The 15,365-nt window shown below is 69.7% G+C and carries 11 protein-coding genes; 6 read left to right on the forward strand and 5 right to left on the reverse strand.

Going from position 1 to position 15,365, the window contains the following annotated elements; translation table 11 throughout:
* The first annotated feature begins 44 nt into the window (after positions 1 to 44).
* From ACIRP2_RS17530 to ACIRP2_RS17540, 3 genes are all read left to right on the forward strand, one after another.
* Complete coding sequence (locus ACIRP2_RS17530) at positions 45 to 944, forward strand: LLM class flavin-dependent oxidoreductase (RefSeq protein ID WP_404251141.1); 900 nt, start codon at positions 45 to 47, stop codon at positions 942 to 944.
* 234 nt (positions 945 to 1,178) lie between these two features.
* A complete protein-coding gene (locus ACIRP2_RS17535) occupies positions 1,179 to 2,045 on the forward strand; it encodes a Cof-type HAD-IIB family hydrolase (RefSeq protein ID WP_404251143.1) in 867 nt (288 codons plus the stop codon).
* Positions 2,046 to 2,065: 20 nt separating this feature from the next.
* Entirely contained in the window at positions 2,066 to 2,188 is a 123-nt protein-coding gene (locus ACIRP2_RS17540; protein WP_404251145.1) for a hypothetical protein, read from the forward strand.
* Between the two features lie 54 nt (positions 2,189 to 2,242).
* Here ACIRP2_RS17540 and ACIRP2_RS17545 read toward each other — a convergent pair whose 3' ends face one another.
* The 5 genes from ACIRP2_RS17545 to hisC all read right to left on the reverse strand — a co-directional run bounded on the left by ACIRP2_RS17545 (position 2,243) and on the right by hisC (position 11,491).
* Entirely contained in the window at positions 2,243 to 3,952 is a 1,710-nt protein-coding gene (locus ACIRP2_RS17545; RefSeq protein ID WP_404251147.1) for a GAF domain-containing sensor histidine kinase, read from the reverse strand.
* A 57-nt stretch (positions 3,953 to 4,009) separates the two neighbouring features.
* The gene (cydD, locus tag ACIRP2_RS17550) at positions 4,010 to 7,528 is read right to left on the reverse strand and encodes a thiol reductant ABC exporter subunit CydD (RefSeq protein WP_404251149.1); all 3,519 of its coding nucleotides are present in this window, start codon (positions 7,526 to 7,528) and stop codon (positions 4,010 to 4,012) included.
* A 43-nt stretch (positions 7,529 to 7,571) separates the two neighbouring features.
* Complete coding sequence (cydB, locus tag ACIRP2_RS17555) at positions 7,572 to 8,573, reverse strand: cytochrome d ubiquinol oxidase subunit II (RefSeq protein ID WP_404251151.1); 1,002 nt, start codon at positions 8,571 to 8,573, stop codon at positions 7,572 to 7,574.
* Positions 8,574 to 8,591: 18 nt separating this feature from the next.
* Positions 8,592 to 10,103: a cytochrome ubiquinol oxidase subunit I gene (locus ACIRP2_RS17560; RefSeq protein ID WP_404251153.1), complete on the reverse strand. Its 1,512-nt coding sequence runs from the start codon at positions 10,101 to 10,103 to the stop codon at positions 8,592 to 8,594.
* A 308-nt stretch (positions 10,104 to 10,411) separates the two neighbouring features.
* Positions 10,412 to 11,491, reverse strand: a complete 1,080-nt coding sequence (gene hisC, locus ACIRP2_RS17565) for a histidinol-phosphate transaminase (protein WP_404251155.1) — start codon at positions 11,489 to 11,491, stop codon at positions 10,412 to 10,414.
* 371 nt (positions 11,492 to 11,862) lie between these two features.
* On the opposite strand from hisC, the gene ACIRP2_RS17570 reads away from it, so the two are divergent.
* From ACIRP2_RS17570 to ACIRP2_RS17580, 3 genes are all read left to right on the forward strand, one after another.
* Entirely contained in the window at positions 11,863 to 12,975 is a 1,113-nt protein-coding gene (locus ACIRP2_RS17570; RefSeq protein ID WP_404251157.1) for a LacI family DNA-binding transcriptional regulator, read from the forward strand.
* Positions 12,976 to 13,148: 173 nt separating this feature from the next.
* The gene (locus ACIRP2_RS17575) at positions 13,149 to 14,207 is read left to right on the forward strand and encodes a metallophosphoesterase (RefSeq protein ID WP_404251159.1); all 1,059 of its coding nucleotides are present in this window, start codon (positions 13,149 to 13,151) and stop codon (positions 14,205 to 14,207) included.
* A 182-nt stretch (positions 14,208 to 14,389) separates the two neighbouring features.
* Positions 14,390 to 15,214, forward strand: coding sequence for a hypothetical protein (locus ACIRP2_RS17580; RefSeq protein WP_404251161.1), 825 nt, complete (start codon positions 14,390 to 14,392; stop codon positions 15,212 to 15,214).
* Positions 15,215 to 15,365 lie beyond the last annotated feature (151 nt).

Consider the following 15,365-nt stretch of genomic DNA (forward strand, 5'->3'; position numbering starts at 1 on the left):
GCCACGGAAACGGAGCCCGCTTCGGGAGCCGTATCGTCGTAGGCATGCGTCTGAGCACTGTGATTCTTCCGATCCACCGCTGGAACGAGGGCCAGAAGTTCTGGCAGCGCGCCGAGGACATGGGGTTCCACGCCGCCTACACCTACGATCACCTGTCCTGGCGGACGTTCCGCGACGGACCCTGGTTCGGCGCGGTGCCGACTCTCACCGCCGCGGCCGCCGTCACCCAGCGGATGCGCCTGGGCACCCTCGTCACCTCCCCCAACTTCCGGCACCCCGTCACGCTGGCCAAGGACCTCATCACGCTGGACGACGTCTCCGGCGGACGGATCACGCTCGGTATCGGCGCAGGCGGCAACGGCTTCGACGCCACGACGCTGCGCCGGGGCGACGAGGAGCCGTGGACGCCGCGCGAGCGTGCAGACCACTTCGACGAGTTCGTGCCGCTGCTCGACCAGCTGCTCCGCGAGCCCTCGGTGACGTACGAGGGCCGGTTCTACGCAGCGAACGAGGCGCGGAACATCCCCGGCTGTGTCCAGCGGCCCCGGCTGCCGTTCGCGGTGGCCGCCACCGGGCCGCGCGGGATGAAGCTGGCCGCGCGATACGGCCAGGCCTGGGTCACCACGGGAGACCCCAAGCTCTACGAGACGGGGACCCCGGAACAGTCCGTGGAGGCCATCCGGGGACAGATCACCAAGCTGGGCGCGGCCTGCGAGTCCATCGGCCGGAACGTCGACGGGGTCGACAAGATCCTGCTCACCGGTTTCACCCCGGACCGACCGCTGCGGTCCGTCGACGCCTTCGTCGACTTCGCGGGCACCCACTTCGCCCTCGGCTTCACGGAGATCGTCGTCCACTGGCCGATCCAGGACTCCGACTTCGCGGCGGACGAGAAGATCTTCGAGCGCATCGCCACCGAGGGCCTGGCCCAGCTCGCCCCCTGACGAACCCGGCGCGACCGCCGACCTGTCCGCCGGGACCTCCCCCCGGCGGACCCGGCACAACCTTCCACCGGCCCGTCGCCGCGGCCGATCGGCCCACGTCACAGCCGATCGGCCCGGCACCGCGGACCCAAACCACTGGCATATTCACATGGCATGTTCCCCGGTCAGCGGTGCGCATCCTCATATGTGCGCCCCTCCGCACGCCCGTGCGGCTTCGTACGCGAGAATGAGCGTGTGACCTCAGCTACCGACTCGCCTTCGCCTGCCGCTCCCCGGCTGATCGCCACCGACCTGGACGGCACCCTTCTGCGCGACGACAAGACCGTCTCGGCCCGTACGGTCGCCGCGCTCGCCGCCGCCGAGGAGGCCGGTATCGAGGTCTTCTTCGTCACCGGACGCCCGGCCCGCTGGATGGATGTCGTCAGCGACCACGTCCACGGCCACGGCCTGGCGATCTGCGCGAACGGCGCCGCGGTCGCCGATCTGCACGCGGACGGCAAGCTGGTCAAGGTCCGACCGCTGCCGCGCGACATCGCCCTGGACGTCGTGCACACCCTGCGCGCCGCCGCACCCGGTACCTCCTTCGCTGTCGAACTGAGCACGGGCATCCACTACGAACCGGCCTACCCGCCCTTCCACCTGGACCCCGGCGCCACCGTCGCCGTCGCCGAGAAGCTGCTGCACGAGGAGACGCCCGGCAGCGGCGCCCCCGTGCTGAAGCTCCTCGCCCACCACGACGAGCTGCCCCCCGACGACTTCCTCTCCCTGGCCCGCGCAACGGCCGGCGACCGCGCCTCCTTCACCCGGTCCAGTCCCACGGCCCTGCTGGAGATCAGCGGCCCCGGAGTCTCCAAGGCCAGCACCCTGGCGCTCTGCTGCGCCGAGCGCGGCATCTCGCCCGCCGAGGTCGTCGCCTTCGGTGACATGCCCAACGACGTGGAGATGCTCAGCTGGGCGGGCACCTCGTACGCGATGGGCAACGCCCACCCGGCCGCACTCGCCGCCGCCTCGGGCCGGACCACCACCAACGGCGACGACGGCGTCGCGGTCGTCATCGAACGGATCCTCGCCGAACGCCGGATGCCCGACACGGCAGGCTGAAGGCCCGCGCCCGACGCCTGATGCCCGACACGGCGGGCCGATGCCTGCGCCTGCCCGCTGTGCGGCAGGCGGAGGCCCGCGCCCGGCGCGAGGCCTGGGCCTTCACCCCGTACGACGTGCTCGGCCGCCTCGCGGCCGGGTGATGCCGTGCGGCAGCGCCCGCCGCGAAGCCGGACCCTGAGCACCCCGCCACCGACTCAGATCGGCGCCTCCCACACCACCGTCGTGCCGCCCCCGTCCTCCCCGATGCCGGGCCCGAACCAGCTCGCACCACCCAGCGACTCCGCCCGCCGTGCCAGGTTCCGCAGTCCGCTGCGTCGGCCGCTGTCCGGTATGCCCACCCCGTCGTCGGCGACCGACAGCCGCACCGCGTCCCTCCCGTCGGGCAGCGCAACGGTCGCGTCGACGACCACGTCGATCGACGAGGCCTCGGCATGCCGGAAGGCATTGGACAGCGCCTCCCGCAGCGCAGCAATAAGGTTCTTCCCGGTCAGTTCCCCCACCAGCGAGTCGACCGGGCCGAGGAAGCGGTGCGAGGGCTTGAAACCCAGCGGGACCGCCGCCATGTTGATCTCGCGCAGGACACGGGTGCGCAGCCCGGACGGCGCCTCCGCGGGCTCCTGCTGCAGCGCGAAGATCGCGGTACGGATCTCCTGGATGGTCACGTCCAGTTCGTCGACCGCCCGGCCGACACCGGTCTGCACCTCGGGCACGTCCGACCTGCGCTGGGCGCTCTCCAGCATCATTCCGGTGGCGAACAGCCGCTGGATGACCAGGTCGTGCAGATCGCGGGCGATCCGGTCACGGTCCTCGTAGACCGCGAGCCGTTCCCGGTCCCGCTGGGCCTCCGCCATCATCAGCGCGAGTGCGGCCTGCGAGGCGAACTGGGTGGCGAGGGCCCGTTCCGTCTCGGTGAACGGCCTGCCGCCCCGGCCGCGAGGGGTGGCGAGCGCGCCCAGCACCCGTCCACCGCTGTGCAGCGGCAGCAGCATGCTGGGGCCGAAGTGGTGGGCCAGCTTGGTGACCATGCGGGAATCGGTGGCCGAGTCCTCCACGAAGACCGCCTCGCCGTCCAGCAGCTTCGCCGCCACCGGGCTCTCCGGCCCGATGATCACCCCCAGCGGGGCGGATGCGTTGTCGTCCGCGGAGACCGCGACGATCTCCAGGCCGCCACCCTCCGCCGGCAGCAGCACGATCCCGGCGGCGGACGCGGCGAGATGGCGGGCCTGTTCGGCGACGACGGAGAGCGCGTCATCGGCGTCACCGCCGGAGAGCAGGGCGGTGGTCACGGCCACCGAACCGTCGATCCAGCGCTCGCGCTGGCGCGCCGCCTCGTACAGCCGGGCGTTGCCGATGGCGATCCCGGCCTCCGTGGCGAGCACCCGCACCATGTGCAGGTCGTAGTCGTTGAACTCGCCTCCGTCGTCCTTCTCGGCCAGATAGAGATTTCCGAAGATCTCTCCCTGTACGCGGATCGGAACGCCGAGGAAGGTCCGCATCGGGGGGTGGCCGGGCGGGAACCCGGCGAACCTCGGATCGGCCGTGAGATCGGCGAGCCTCACCGGAACCGGATCGTGGATCAGCGCTCCGAGCAGTCCCCGGTGTCCGTCGGGGCGGCGCCCGATCTCGCGCGCCACTTCGTCCGGCACTCCGTACGTGACGAAATCGGAGAGCCCCTCACCCTCCTCGTCGACGACGCCGATGGCGGCATAGCGGCAATGGGCGAGTTCGGCCGCGGTCTCGCAGATCCGGTCGAGGGTGGAGTGCAGTTCAAGGCCCGTACCGACGGAACGCATGGCCTCCAGCAGCTGCGGCACCCGAGCGGTGAGTTCGGTGGACAGGCCCTGCAGGCTGCGGGTCGCCCGCGTCGCGGCTTCGAGTGAGTCCTTGGGGTCCTGCTCTGGCATACCCCGAGACTAGTTAGTCCCTATTGGTGGCGAAAGTTGGCTAATGTGCCGTCCGGCTCACGCCGGTACGCCCACAGCTGTGCCGGCCTCCTGCACGGTCTCCCGCTCGCGATCCAGCATCCGGCGCAACGGGCCTTCCCCGGCGGCGAGATCGGCGTACGGGCCCCGCTGCACGATCCGGCCGGCATCCAGCACCACCACCTCGTCGACGGCTTCGAGTCCTTGCAGACGGTGGGTGATCAGCACCGTCGTACGTCCCTGGGTGGCGGCCAGCAGGTCCGCCGTCAGGGCGTCCGCCGTCGCCAGGTCGAGATGCTCCGCGGGCTCGTCCAGAACCAGTACGGGGAAGTCGGCGAGGATCGCCCGTGCCAGCGCGAGGCGCTGTCGCTGGCCACCGGAGAGGCGTGCTCCGTGTTCACCGACGAGCGTGTCGAGCCCGTCCGGCAGCGCCTCGGCCCAGTCGAGCAGCCGCGCCCGGTCGAGAGCGGCCCGCAGTTCCTCGTCCGTGGCATCGGTACGGGCCAGCCGCAGGTTCTCCCGGATGGAACTGTCGAAGATGTGGGCGTCCTGGGCACACAGCCCGACGAACCGCCGGACCGTATCTCCCCCCAGCGAGGCGGCCTCGACCCCGCCGATCCGGTACGTGCCCGCTCGCGCGTCCAGGAACCGGAGAAGAACCTGCGCGAGGGTCGTCTTCCCGGAGCCGGACGGGCCGACGACGGCGATCCGGCGGCCGACGGTCAGCCTCAGGTCGACGGACTCCAGGGCATCCCGTTCCGTGCCCGCGTACCGGGCCGACAGCCCTCGCACCTCCAGCGGGAAGGGCGATCCGGGTGCCGCTGCCGGGCTGTCCGGTTCGCTCACCGGCAGCGGAGTGTCCAGCACCTCGTACACCCGCTCCGCACTGCGCTTGACCCGCTGCCGGTACTGGACTGCGAGGGGCAGACCGGTCACGGCCTCGAAGGCGGCCAGCGGCGTGAGCACGACCACCGCGAGCTCCACACCGGCGAGCCGCCCGTCGTGCACGGCCGGGAGGGCGACGAGTGCGGTGACGACGACGGTGAGGCCGCCGATCAGAGCGATGAGACCACCACCGAGGGCGGTGGAGGTCGCCGCGCGGGCGGCGATGCGGGTCAGGACCCCGTCGGCCTCCCGGGCACGCGCCCGGCGGTCGGACAGGGCCCCCGCAACGGTCAGTTCGGCGGTCCCGCCGAGCAGATCGGTGATCCGGACAGCCAGGTCGGCGCGTGCCGGGGCCAGTCGGCGTTCCGCACGGCGGGAGCAGGCCACACCGACCAACGGCACTCCCACTCCGGCCAGCAGCAGTCCGGCGGCCAGCACCACGCCCGCCGCGGGCAGCATCCAGCCGATGAATCCGGCGGTCGCCGCTCCCACCACGACGGCGGTCCCGGCGGGCAGCAGCCAGCGCAGCCAGTAGTCCTGGAGGGCGTCGACATCGGCGACGAGCCGGGAGAGCAGGTCGCCGCGCCGGGTCCGGCGCAGACCGGCCGGGGCGACGCGCTCCAGGCCCCGGTAGACCGCGACGCGCAGCTCGGCGAGCATCGTGAGCACCGCGTCGTGCGACACCAGACGCTCGGCATAGCGGAAGACGGCCCGTCCGAGGCCGAAGGCACGGGTCGCGGTGACGGCGACCATCAGATAGAGCACGGGGGGCTGTTCGGAGGCGCGGGAGATCAGCCAGCCGGAGACGGCCATGAGCCCGACGGCCGAACCCAGGGCGAGGCTTCCCAGCAACAGCGCGAGTGCCAGCCGCCCGCGCTGCGCCCCGGCGGCCTCCCTGACCCGGGCGAGGACCTGCCCGGAGCGGGCCGCGGTGTCCCGCAGCGCCTCGCGGTCCGACGGCGCGTCGCTTCCGTCGGCGGCTGCGCTCGTGGGCCGTGGCATCGCGGCGGACGGCTCGGGCTTCCCCGGGCGAAGGGCCACGCCCGGTTCCAGCGCCACCACCCGGTCGGCCACCGAGAGCAGCGCCGGGCGGTGCACCACCAGCAGCACGGTCCGCCCCGCCGCCAGTCTCCGTACCGCCTCGACGATTCCCGCTTCCGTCTCGCCGTCCAGGCTCGCGGTCGGCTCGTCGAGCAGCAGCAGCGGCCGGTCGGCGAGGAAGGCCCGCGCGAGCGCGAGCCGCTGACGCTGACCGGCGGAGAGACCCGCACCGTCCTCACCGAGGAGTGTCCGGGCACCGTCCGGCAGTTCCGCGACGAAGTCGTACGCGCCCGCGTCCCGCAGCGCGGCGGTCACCGCGTCGTCGTCCGCGTCCGGCCGCGCCAGCCGTACGTTCTCCGCGATCGTGCCCGCGAACAGATAGGGACGCTGCGGCACCCAGGCGATCCGCTCCCGCCAGCGCTCGGGCGCCAGCGTCGCCAGATCGATGCCACCGACCCGCACCCGCCCCTCGTCGGGCGCCGTGAATCCCAGGACGACATCGAGCAGGGTGGACTTCCCGACGCCGCTCGGGCCGACCAGGGCGACGGTCTCCCCCTCGTCCACCACCAATGAGGCCCCGTCCAGGGAAGGTTCGGTACGGCCCTCGTGCCGTACGGTCACTCCCTCCAGCTCCAGGCGCAGCGACGTCGGGATGCCCTCGGTGCCGCCGGGCCGGGGTTCGGTCTCCAGGACCGAGAAGATCTCCTCCGCGGCCGAGAGACCCTCTGCGGCCGCGTGGTACTGCGCTCCGACCTGGCGGATCGGCAGATAGGCCTCGGGCGCCAGGATCAGCACCACCAGGCCGGTGTAGAGGTCGAGTTCACCGTGCACGAGCCGCATGCCGATGGTGACGGCGACAAGAGCCACCGACAGGGTCGCCAGCAGCTCCAGGGCGAAGGACGACAGGAACGCGATCCGCAGGGTACGCAGGGTGGCCCGGCGGTACTGAGAGGTGATGGTGCGGATGGATTCGGCCTGTGCCTTGGCACGGCCGAAGACCTTCAGCGTCGGGAGTCCCGCGACCACGTCGAGGAAGTGTCCGGAGAGCCGGGACAGCAGCCGCCACTGGCGGTCCATCCGTGACTGGGTGGCCCAGCCGATCAGGACCATGAAGAGCGGGATGAGTGGCAGCGTGACCACGATGATCGCCGCCGAGACCCAGTCCTCGGTGACGATCCTGGCCAGGACCGCCACCGGCACGACCACCGCGAGACCGAGCTGGGGAAGATAGCGCGCGAAGTAGTCGTCGAGCGCGTCGACCCCCCTGGTGGCGAGTGCCACCAGGGAGCCCGTGCGCTGCCCGCTCAGCCAGCCGGGACCGAGCGCGGCCGCCCGCTCCAGCAGCCGGCCGCGGAGTTCGGACTTGACCGCGGCGCCTGCCCGGTACGCGGCCAGTTCCGTCAGCCAGGAGACCAGCCCCCGGCCGAGTGCCACCGCGGCGAGCAGAATCAGCGGGGTCCGCAGCCCCGCCACGGTCAGCCCGTCCTCGAACCCGCCCACCACCACTTCGGCGACGAGCATGGCCTGGGCGATGACCAGCGCCGCACCGACAACTCCGAGTGCCACCAGGGCTGCCAGAAAGAGGCGGGTTGCTCGGGCGTGGTGGAGCAGGCGCGGGTCGATCGGTTTCACGTGAAACAGCTCCCAGTGGGCTCGGTCGGCGGGCCAGATGCGCTCAGTGCGCTTCGGCGATGTGCTGCGTACCGATGCGCTTGCGGAACACCCAGTACGTCCAGCCCTGGTAGAGCAGGACGACCGGGGTGGCGATCCCGGCACACCAGGTCATGATCTTCAGCGTGTACGGGGTGGACGAGGCGTTGGTGACCGTGAGATTCCAGGCGTCGTTCAGCGAGGACGGCATGACGTTCGGGAAGAGCGTCAGGAAGAGCATGGCGACCGCGGCCGCGACGGTCACGCCGGAGAACGCGAACGCCCAGCCCTCGCGTCCTGCGGCGATCGCACCGATCGCGGCGACCAGTGCCACCACGGCGATGCCCATCGCCAGCAGGCTCCAGCCGTCGCCGTTGTCGCGCTGAGTCCAGATCATGAAGCCGAGGGCGAGCACCGCGGTGACGGGCCCCAGCTTCAGCGCCAGCTTGCGCGACCGCTCCCGGATGTCTCCGACGGTCTTGAGTCCCGCGAACACGGCACCGTGGAAGGTGAAGAGGGTGAGCGTGACCAGTCCACCGAGGATGGCGTACGGGTTGAGCAAGTCCCAGAAGTTGCCCACGTACTCCATGTCGGCGTTGATCTTCACGCCGCGCACGATGTTCCCGAAGGCCACGCCCCAGAGGAGCGCCGGGATCAGCGAGGTCCAGAAGATCGCGTGTTCCCAGTTGGCCTGCCACTTCTCCTCGGGCCGCTTCGACCGGTACTCGAAGGCGACGCCCCGCACGATCAGGCAGACCAGGATGATCAGCAGCGGCAGGTAGAAACCGGAGAACAGGGTGGCGTACCACTCGGGGAATGCGGCGAAGGTCGCACCGCCCGCGCTGAGCAGCCACACTTCGTTGCCGTCCCAGACCGGGCCGATCGTATTGATCAGAACCCGGCGCTCCTTGCGGTCACGGGCCAGCAGCTTGGTGAGGACACCGATTCCGAAGTCGAATCCCTCCAGGAAGAAGTAGCCGGTCCAGAGGACGGCGATGAGTACGAACCAGACGTCGTGGAGTTCCATCTCTCAGCTCCTCTGCTCTCAGTAGGAGAAGGCCATCGGCCGGTCGGCGTCGTCATGGTCGTCGCCGCCGATCTTGGTGGGCGGGTTGAGGTCGGCCTCCGTGAGTTCCGGCGGTCCGGCCTTGATGTACTTCACGAGCAGCTTGACCTCGATCACCGCAAGTGCGGCGTAGAGCAGGGTGAAGCCGATCATCGAGGTGAGCACCTCGCCCTGCGAGACGCCGGGGGAGACCGCGTCGCGGGTCTGGAACACGCCGTAGACGACCCAGGGCTGACGGCCCATCTCGGTGAAGATCCAGCCCCAGGAGTTGGCGATCAGCGGGAAGAGCAGCGTCCAGATCGCGACGATCCAGTAGCACTTGGCGAGCTTGGGGCTGAGGGCCTTGTTCTTGAAGAGGACCAGATGGGGCACTTCGTCCTCGCCGGTCCGCATCCCCGGCGGCAGCATGAACTTCTTCCGCGTCAGCCACAGTCCGAGGAGGCCGAGAGCGAAGGACGCCATCCCGAAACCGATCATCCAGCGGAAGCTCCAGAAGGCGACCGGAATGTTGGGCCGGTAGTCGCCGGGGCCGAACTTCTCCTGCTCGGCCTTGTTGATGTCGTTGATGCCGGGGACGTACGAGGTGAAGTTGTCGTCCGCGAGGAAGGACAGTATCCCCGGGATGGAGATCTCCACGGTGTTGTGGCCCTTGGCCACGTCGCCGACCGCGAAGATCGAGAAGGGCGCCGCGTCCTGACCCTCCCAGAGCGCCTCGGCGGCGGCCATCTTCATCGGCTGCTGCTTGAACATGACCTTGCCCAGCTGGTCACCGCTGATGGCGGTGAGGAGCCCGGCGATCACCACGGTGATCAGACCGAGCCGCAGCGAGGTCCGCATCACCGGGATGTGCTTCTTGCGCGCCAGGTGGAAGGCGGCGATACCGACCATGAACGCGCCTCCGACGAGGAAGGCGGCGGTGATGGTGTGGAAGAACTGGGCGAGCGCGGTGTTCTGGGTGAGCACATGCCAGAAGTCGGTGAGCTCGGCCCGGCCGCGTTCCTTGTTGATGCGGTAACCCACCGGGTGCTGCATCCAGGAGTTGGCCGCCAGGATGAAGTACGCGGACAGGATGGTTCCGATGGAGACCATCCAGATGCAGGCGAGATGGATCTTCTTCGGGAGCTTGTCCCAGCCGAAGATCCACAGGCCGATGAAGGTGGACTCGAAGAAGAAGGCGATCAGAGCCTCGAACGCGAGCGGGGCACCGAAGATGTCACCGACGAACCGCGAGTAGTCGGACCAGTTCATACCGAACTGGAACTCCTGGACGATGCCGGTGACGACGCCCATGGCGATGTTGATCAGGAAAAGCTTGCCCCAGAACTTCGTCGCCCTGAGGTACTTCTCCTTGTTCGTACGCACCCAGGCGGTCTGCAGGCCGGCGGTGAGCGCGGCGAGAGAGATCGTCAGGGGGACGAACAGGAAGTGGTAGACGGTGGTGATACCGAACTGCCATCGCGCCAGGGTTTCCGGCGCCAGAGCTAGCTCCACGTCGTCTTCTCCTTACGTCACCGTAGTCGCACCGGCAATTTGCCCATTAAATCCGACTAATCACGGGATGAAACAGGACACGCTTGTGAACGCGTTCACATTCACAAGCAATTATGGCGCACGGACTTTCGGGACGTTCGGGCGGGGTACCCCTCTTCGGATGTTCCGATCAATCCCCCCGAAGCAGACACCCCCGAACCGCCGCGGCCCGGGCTGCGCCCGCCGCCTCGAACGCGAAGGCCCCGCACCTCGACGGACGAGGTGCGGGGCCCGGGGCCTCAGGTACGCGCAGGTGGCCGCGCGCCGCTCTACAGGTCCTTGCGGTACGACTCCGTCACCTTCAGGAACAGATCGTTCGCCTCGTCCTCCCCGATCGTGACCCGCACGCCCTCGCCCACGAACGGCCTGACCACCACACCGGCCCGCTCGCAGACCGCGGCGAAGTCGGCGGTACGGTCCCCGAGCCGCAGCCAGACGAAGTTCGCCTGGGACTCCGGCACCGTCCAGCCCTGCTCCGCCAGCGTCCGCTGCACCCGGTCGCGCTCGCACACCAGGGAGCCGACCCGCCCCAGGAGTTCGTCCTCGGCGCGCAGCGAGGCCACCGCCGCGTCCTGCGCGAGCTGGCTGACCCCGAAGGGCACCGCCGTCTTGCGCAGCGCCGCCGCCACCGGCTCATGGGCAACGGCGAAGCCGACCCTCAGTCCTGCCAGGCCGTAGGCCTTGGAGAACGTCCGCAGCACCGCCACATTGGGCCGGTCCCGGTAGATCTCGATGCCGTCCGGCACCTCGACGTCGCGGATGAACTCCTTGTACGCCTCGTCGAGCACCACCAGGACATCGCTCGGCACCCGGTCGAGGAACCGCTCCAGCTCGGCCCGGCGCACCACCGTGCCGGTCGGGTTGTTCGGATTGCAGACGAAGATCAGTCGGGTGCGGTCCGTGATCGCGTCCGCCATCGCGTCGAGATCGTGCACCTCACCGTCGGTCAGCGGGACCTTCACCGAGGTCGCACCGCTGACCTGCGTGATGATCGGGTACGCCTCGAAGGAGCGCCAGGCGTAGATGACCTCGTCGCCCGGCCCCGAGGTGGCCTGGAGCAGCTGCTGCGCCACACCGACCGAGCCGGTTCCGGTGGCGAGATGGGAGACGGGCACACCGAAACGGTCGGCCAGCTCGTTCATCAGACCGGTGCAGGCCATGTCCGGGTAGCGGTTGAAGTTCGCGGCTGCGGCGAGGGCGGACTCCATCACACCGGGCAGCGGAGGATACGGGTTCTCGTTGGAGGACAGCTTGAACGCAACCGGTCCGTCGGCAGCAGCCGGCTTGCCCGGCACATAGGCGGGGACGCCGTCCAGCTCGGCGCGCAGCTTGGGGCTCGTCTCGCTCACCGCAGGTCCTCCTCGACCGTCTGTACACATCAATACTGCTCACCTTATGAGGATTGGGCGCTGCTGCGAATGGTGGAAGCGACCAATCGTCCGGTGCGCCCGGAAATCGGGGGGAGCGCTTCTCTCCTTGACGTGCGCCGGTGGCTCACGCCGTGGCGCGCGTCCCTCGAAGAGGTGAGATGAGACCTCTTCGAGACATCGGCCGTTTAGTAGGCCCAAAGGGTTCGATGCATGACACATAACGATGGATCCAGCCAACGCCCTTTCTTTACAAGGCACTTGGCGCATGATGATCATGCAAAAACGTGCCTGCCAGTGAGTGAATATGCAGCCGGGCCAACCCCCTGTCCGAGCCCTACTATCGGCTCGCCATGACAGCAGCAGGGAAGCACCAGGTGAGCCGGACGGAGACACCCCGGCGCGGCGGTCGGCAGGGACGAGCGGGAATCCGGGACGTGGCCGCCGCCGCCGGCGTCTCCATCACGACCGTCTCCGACGCACTCAACGGCAAGGGCAGGCTCCCGGACGCCACCCGCCGCCATGTCCGTGAGGTCGCTGAGCGCCTGGGCTACCGCCCTTCCGCCGCGGCCCGAACCCTCCGCACCGGCAAGTCCGGCCTCATCGGCCTGACCGTGACGACGTACGGGGACGAACCCTTCACCTTCACGGAGTTCGCCTACTTCGCCGAGATGGCCAGAGCGGCCACCTCGGCCGCGCTCGCCCGCGGCTACGCCCTCGTCATCCTGCCCGCCACCTCACGCCACGACGTCTGGTCGAACGTCGCTCTCGACGGCACCGTCGTGATCGACCCCTCCGACCAGGACCCGGTCGTCACGGAGCTCGTACGCCAGGGCCTGCCCGTCGTCTCGGACGGACGGCCGGCCGGAACGCTCCCGGTGACCGCGTGGGTCGACAACGACCACCGGGCCGCCGTGCTCGACCTTCTCGACCATCTCGCCGCCGCCGGGGCCCGCCGCATCGGACTGCTCACCGGCACCACCACCGACACGTACACCCGGCTCTCCACCACCGCCTACCTCCACTGGTGCGAGCGCGTGGGCCAGGATCCGGTGTACGAGTCCTATCCCGCCCACGACCCGTGCGCGGGCGCGGTCGCCGCCGACCGGCTGCTGGCCCGCCCCGACCGGCCCGACGCCGTCTACGGGCTCTTCGACCCCAATGGCACCGACCTCCTGGCGGCCGCCCGGAGATACGGCCTGCGCGTCCCCGAGGACCTCCTGCTGGTCTGCTGCAGCGAGTCCACCGTGTACGCGACGACCGAGCCCCCCATCACCACCCTGTCGCTCAAACCGCGCAGGATCGGCACAGCAGTCGTCCAGCTCCTGATCGACGCCATCGAAGGCGTCGATCACGACGGAACGGTGGAGCAGGTGATACCGACGGAACTCATCGTCCGGACGTCCTCGCAACGCCGTCCCCCCCGCACCACGGTCAGTGCGCCTCGCTCCCCCGCAGGGGACTGATCAGGCAATTTCGGACCAATCGGCCGGTGAACCTGACGTGCGCCCGGATTCACCACCCCTGGTGCGTCACAGAGCACGATTCGCATTCCTATGATGGGCGCACGACACCGCGGACCGCCCCGACCAGCAGGGCCCGTCAGGTGTACGGCGGCGCGACGGTGGTGGAGGGGTCGATGACACAGGGGGCCGGTCAGGAACCCGTGGTGCGGACTGCGACGTTGCGTGACTTCCGCGTACCGCCCTATGCGCAGACCCCGGTGCCGCCTTCACCGCCGCACCCGGGCCACGCAGTCCCGGAAGACCAACTGCCGGAGGGGTACACCCCCACCGAGCGCGATCTCCCCGTGATCAACCGCGGTGACACCGTCCAGGTGCGGGCCGTCCCCGACCCCCGGCCCGTCCCGGAGCCGGGGCTCGGACCGCTGTACGTCGTCGGCGATGTCCACGGCTATCTGGACGAGCTCCACACCGCACTCGCCGAACAGGGCCTCATCGACGCCGAGGGCAACTGGTCCGCGGGCAATGCCCGGCTCTGGTTCCTCGGCGACTTCACCGACCGCGGCCCCGACGGCATCGGCGTCATCGACCTGGTGATGCGTCTCTCCGCCGAGGCAGCGGCCGCCGGCGGCTACTGCAAGGCCCTGATGGGCAATCACGAACTGCTGCTCATCGGCGCCAAGCGGTTCGGCGACACCCCGGTGAACTCCGGCGCGGGCACCGCCACCTTCCAGGCCGCCTGGCTGCTCAACGGCGGCCAGAAGAACGACATGGAGCGGCTTCAGGACGTCCACCTCCAGTGGATGTCCCGGCTCGACGCGATCGTCGAGGAGGACGGGCATCTGCTGATGCACTCCGACACGACGGCGTACCTCGACTACGGCACCAACATCGAGGACGTCAACGACACCGTGCACGCCATTCTCACGCGTAACGACGCCGACGAGTGCTGGGACCTGTTCCGGAAGCTCACCAAGCGGTTCGCCTTCCGCGACGAGGCGGGTCCGCAGGCCGTCCGGGAGCTGATGTCGGCCTATGGCGGACAGCGCATCGTCCATGGTCACAGCCCCATTCCGTACCTTCTCGGCGAGGTCGGCTCGGAGGACGGAGAGGACAGTTCCGGCCCCGTGGTCGAAGGACCGCACGTCTACGCGGACGGCCTCGCCATCGCCATGGACGGCGGAGTGACCATGGCCGGAAAGCTGCTGGTCGTCCAACTGCCCCTGCATGACTGACGTTCTTCCGGGAAGACGCTTCCACGACCTGACCACGCCGATCACTGGGCCTATTTCCGGAAACCCCCTGTCACCCCGTGCCGTGGGCGCTCTACCATCGGCGTATCAGTAGCAGGCTCTCCTCCGTTTCCGCCCAACTGCCCGGTCCGAGCGGGTAATCAGGCCCAACGGAGCATCGGGGGATGCACATGAAAAGCGCTCCGCACCTGCTGACCGAGGACCGCCCCGAGTACGAGCGGATCCTCGACGACGCACTGCGCCACGCACATGAACGACCGGATCTGGCCGCGGTCGGCGAGCGGCTCAATGCCGTCCAGCTGCGCACCATGGCGCTGGACGCCACGGCGCTGATCACCGCCACGGCCGCCACCGAGTACGAGCACTATGTGAAAGCCCGGCAAGAGCTGCGTGGACCGGTCGAAGGAGCGGGCGAGGATTCGGACGTCGGTCCCGGCACCGGCCGTCAGAACCGGTCGGGCGCCGGCATAGGGGCTGTCGTCACGGTCCTGGCGCCCGTACTCGCCGGCACCGCCGCGTTCATATTCCTGCTGGCCGGCTATCTGCTGAAACTGCTCAGCCAGCCGCCGTCCTTCGCCTCCACCATGGTCACCGCGGGCTGGTTCTTCGCGGCGGTGACGGCCGCCGCGATCCTCGCCGCCGCCATCGGACTGCTCATCACCGCGCTGCGCAACGGGTCGGCGTCGCAGCCCTCCGAGGACGCCGAGGACGAACTGCCGGAGGATGTGGCGCGCGCCCGGGAGGCATGGCGCCACGCACTGCTGGAGCGCGGCATCCTGCCGTTCCTCAGGGACGCGCTCGCCGACCCCGAGGCCGGCCGCGCGTCGCGCACACCGCATCGATCGGCGAACCGCATCCCGAAGGTCGGCTACAGCCGACCGGACTTCACCAGCCCGGACGAGGGCCCGGCGGCAGGCCCGCGCCCGACGTTCACCAGCCCGGACTTCACCAGCCCCGACTTCGGCGGGCCCGAGCACGAACCGGACTGACCAGGTCCGGTCGCCTCGACGACAACCGGTAAGTTCCCCGCCGCAGAACCATCTTGAGGGGCCGTCTGCTGAACGCTCTCGTTCGCCGGCTCTTGGGAACCCTCGCGTCCCGGTCACACTGCGCGCCCGGAGAGCGACGGACGGGTGGCGA

It is taken from the genome of Streptomyces sp. NPDC101194 (assembly GCF_044767885.1).
Lineage (GTDB): Bacteria > Actinomycetota > Actinomycetes > Streptomycetales > Streptomycetaceae > Streptomyces.

Bases quoted from the DNA above. Each gene is read 5' to 3' on its own strand.
- ACIRP2_RS17530 (WP_404251141.1), top strand. From the start codon at position 45: ATGCGTCTGAGCACTGTGATTCTTCCGATCCACCGCTGGAACGAGGGC.
- ACIRP2_RS17540 (WP_404251145.1), top strand. From the start codon at position 2,066: ATGCCCGACACGGCGGGCCGATGCCTGCGCCTGCCCGCTGTGCGGCAG.
- ACIRP2_RS17545 (WP_404251147.1), bottom strand. From the start codon at position 3,952: ATGCCAGAGCAGGACCCCAAGGACTCACTCGAAGCCGCGACGCGGGCG.
- cydB (WP_404251151.1), bottom strand. From the start codon at position 8,573: ATGGAACTCCACGACGTCTGGTTCGTACTCATCGCCGTCCTCTGGACC.
- ACIRP2_RS17570 (WP_404251157.1), top strand. From the start codon at position 11,863: ATGACAGCAGCAGGGAAGCACCAGGTGAGCCGGACGGAGACACCCCGG.
- ACIRP2_RS17575 (WP_404251159.1), top strand. From the start codon at position 13,149: ATGACACAGGGGGCCGGTCAGGAACCCGTGGTGCGGACTGCGACGTTG.
- ACIRP2_RS17580 (WP_404251161.1), top strand. From the start codon at position 14,390: ATGCACATGAAAAGCGCTCCGCACCTGCTGACCGAGGACCGCCCCGAG.